The sequence below is a fragment of the Candidatus Fermentibacter sp. genome, assembly GCA_030373045.1.
In the GTDB taxonomy this organism is placed as follows: Bacteria; Fermentibacterota; Fermentibacteria; order Fermentibacterales; family Fermentibacteraceae; genus Fermentibacter.
Genome location: JAUCPW010000061.1, coordinates 1 through 3,407, shown reverse-complemented (window position 1 = coordinate 3,407; position 3,407 = coordinate 1). Strand labels below are relative to the sequence as shown.

Annotated in this window: 2 protein-coding genes; both read left to right on the top strand. The window is 62.9% G+C overall.

The window, feature by feature from the left end; genetic code table 11:
- The first annotated feature begins 120 nt into the window (after window positions 1–120).
- Window positions 121–984 (top strand): DDE-type integrase/transposase/recombinase, encoded by an 864-nt coding sequence (locus QUS11_10515; GenBank protein MDM7993731.1) that lies wholly within the window; start codon window positions 121–123, stop codon window positions 982–984.
- Window positions 985–1,314: 330 nt separating this feature from the next.
- Complete coding sequence (locus QUS11_10510) at window positions 1,315–2,973, top strand: hypothetical protein (GenBank protein ID MDM7993730.1); 1,659 nt, start codon at window positions 1,315–1,317, stop codon at window positions 2,971–2,973.
- Window positions 2,974–3,407 lie beyond the last annotated feature (434 nt).

Here is a 3,407-nt window from a genome sequence, read left to right as displayed (position 1 = left end):
GGCAGCGTCAGATGTGTATAAGAGACAGCCCGGTCGGCCGGCGATCCCGACGGCACCCGTGCCCTCGGTCACATCCACAAGCCATCGCGAATCCAGGTCCCGGAGGCCACCCAGAAGCAGGTGCTCGCGGTCTGGCGCAACAACCAGGGCTTCGGACCCAGCCAGATCCACAACCAGCTCCGGCGTGTTGGAGTCCGCTGCGACACGAAGACCATCCGGAAGATCCTCCTGGCCCACGGCTACACCCCGCCGCAGATGAAGCCACCGCGTCCCCAGGAGGACCGCCGCTTCGAGGCCTCCCGTCCCCTGGAGCTCGTCCAGATGGATGTCCTCCAGTTCCACGTCCACGCCCAGCGCATCTATCTCATCATCGCCCTAGACGATCACAGTCGCTTCATCACCGGCTGGGCGCTCCTCCAGCGGGAGACCATGGATGACGCCATCGCCGTCCTCGAGGATTCGATCCGCCGGTACGGGAAGCCCGAGACGGTCCTGACCGACCGGGGCGCGGTCTTCCACACCTGGTCCGGCATCGGCCGGTTCGACCGCGTCCTCGAGGCCTACGACATCGAGCACATCCTCGCCGCCCCGGACCACCCGAGGACTTGCGGGAAGGTGGAGGCGGTCAACAAGAACGTCCAGAAGGAGCTGATCGATCGAGTCGAATTCCGCAACTACCTCGACGCCAAGGAGCAGATCGGCCGCTGGGTCGATGAATACAATCATCAACGCACGCACCAGGGTCTGGGCGGGCTCCTCGTTCCCGCCGACCGCTTCTACGGCAGGGCCGACCAGGTCCTCTCCCGGATCCAGGACGGGAACCGGAAGAACGGGACGTCGCCGGTGCCCCCCGAGCTCGAGACCGTCGAGGAGAACCGCGAGATCACCCTCTTCCAGATCCGCATGGTCGGAGACATCATGGAGGTCTGGATCTTCGGCCGCCGGGTCGCCAGCTTGAAGGGATCCGACGGCGCGGCGTCGTGAAGGGTGTTGGATAGAGAAGGGTGAAGAAAAGGCTGGGGGAGAAGATGCGACCAACATCTTCTCCCCCGATTCTTTTGGAGGCCACATTTGAAAACGCTCTCCAAAACAATCTGCCTGGGGATCATCATACTTGCCCTCCAGGTCCTCAGGGGACTGAAATTTCCTCGTTGCCTCAGGATCGTCTCTTTCGCGGCCCGGGCGCTCGGCGTCTCCCGGAAGTCGGGCTACGAGGCCGCCCACCGGATCCGGAAGCTTCTCGAGAGGCTCCAGGATGAAGAACCGGAGCACGGCGAGGAATTCCGGCAGGAGGCCCTGAAGGCCCGGATCCGGATGCAGGTGCTCACCTTCGAGCGGGACCACCCCGGCGTACGCTTCGGTGACCGTCACGCCCACCTCCCGCCCGAGGGGCGGGCCCTCTGCGTGCGGCTCATCCGTGACTTCAAGGACCAGATCTCGTTCTCCGCGATCGCGGCCTGCCTGGGGGTCCCGCTCCCGAGTCTCCACCGCTGGGACTCGGAGGCCGGTCCCGATGGGCGGTTCCCGGAGAAGCCCGAGCGCCGGGGCATCCACCGGAGGACTAGTCCCGAGGACATCGACCGCGTCATCGCCGAGTTCAGAGCCCTCGCCGCCTCGATCACTCTGGAAGAGTTCGCCCAGGCCTTCAACCAGAACCACCCTGACCATCCGCTCGACCGGAGGACCATCACCCGGATCCTACAGTCGAACGGGCTCCAGGATATCGAGACCAGGGACCAGACGCCGTCCTACCATCCGCCGTTCAAGGTCTTCTACCCAGGCGCCCAGGTGGCGATCGATGGCCACCATACCCAGGTCGTCTTCAAGAGCGACCCGCGCAGGCCCATCGATCACAACAAGGAGGTGGGTATCGATATCGCGAGCTGCGCCATCCTGGGCGATGCGGTCGGGAAGACCGAGGACACCGAGGGCGTCCAGAGGGTCCTGGTGCAGGTCCGGGAGGAGTACGAGTCCGTCATCGCCGTCATCGCCGACAACGGGTCGGCGAACCGAGCAGTGGATGCCCAGGCGATCTTCCGGTCGGAGGAGGATCCCCGGATCTTCTCCTTCCCGCGCCATCCTTGGACGAACGGGTACGTGGAGGGTCTCTTCGGCCAGTTCTCGAGGATCGTCGGGAAGATCGAGATCGATGACACGAGCAAGGAGACGATCGCCGCATCCATCGTCGAGGTGATCTGGCGAGTCTTTATCCACTTCCACAACTACTCTCCCCGGGCACGGCTGGGAGGCCGGAGCCCGCTCGACTACTTCCGATCCTACACCCCGCTCCCCGCCGAGGTGGAGGAGGCCCGGAAGGAGCTCCGGAAGCAGAGGGCGAAGTCGCGAGAGTCTCGTGAAGTTCACCAGCCCGAGGACAATCCCGAACTCCGGGCGGTCGTGAAGACGGCGATCGAGCGAAACCGTTTGCCGATCCCCCTCGACAAGGCCGTCGCATCGCTCCGGCCATTCGATCTCCAGGTCATCGTGAGTGCGAGCGATGCCTTCTTCGCCTATAGCAAGCGCCCCCATTTCGAGGAGAAGAAGAGGAACTTTCCATACTTCTATAAAATTGTTTCTAATAAGCAAGAGGAGCTCAATGCCGGACGACGGAAGTCCCATCACCTGGAGATCGAGACGGCCAGGAAGCTCGCCGAGTACCGAGATGATCATCAGGTCGTCGAGCGGGAGCGGAGGATGGAAGAGGAGGATTTCCGCACCATGCCGGAGAAGGTTGTCCTGAGATACTGCGATCTCCTCCTTCGAGGAAGCCTCGAGCTTCTGCGTGGCCGATGTCTGAATGGAATTCAACGTGGGCTCGAGGGGCTTCGCCGTCAGGGGCGAGCCACCAAGGCGATGATGGAGACCCTATCGACAACGATCCGGAGCTGGGGTCGGTTCAAGGAGTCAATGAAAGAAGAATTGGTGAAACTCCTCTTCGAGGAGGGCGAGCGGGCTTGGACCGGAATGACCTGATCCGCCGCCGGTCAGTCCCCGGAGGACCGGGAACATTCCCCCGGGCCTGGCGGATAACGGTGCCGGGATGATGGAAGTCATCAGAATCTGATCTATCGGCCCTCTTCAACGACCGGAATTCCATCTTCCCTGTAATGCCCACCCGTCGGCATGTTCGGAACTCCCACGGAGCTCTCTCGATGAACTCCGTGATCCCCTCGGCGGGTGCCTGTCACCGATTGCATCCAGGATGATTGGGCACTACGATCGTCCTCGATGTTTGGACCCGGTTCGGCGGGACCAAGTGTCACCTCGATCCTTCCATTTCTTGCCAGTTTTTCATCCCATCTACAGGTAGACGGCCGGCTGGTCCTGGACGGGGACGCGTTCCTCTACGGCTATTTCCCGGGGGAAGGCGTAGGCCTCGCCTCGGTGAAGATCCACAACCGGGCCAC

Bases quoted from the DNA above. Each gene is read 5' to 3' on its own strand.
- QUS11_10510 (MDM7993730.1), top strand. From the start codon at position 1,315: ATGCAGGTGCTCACCTTCGAGCGGGACCACCCCGGCGTACGCTTCGGT.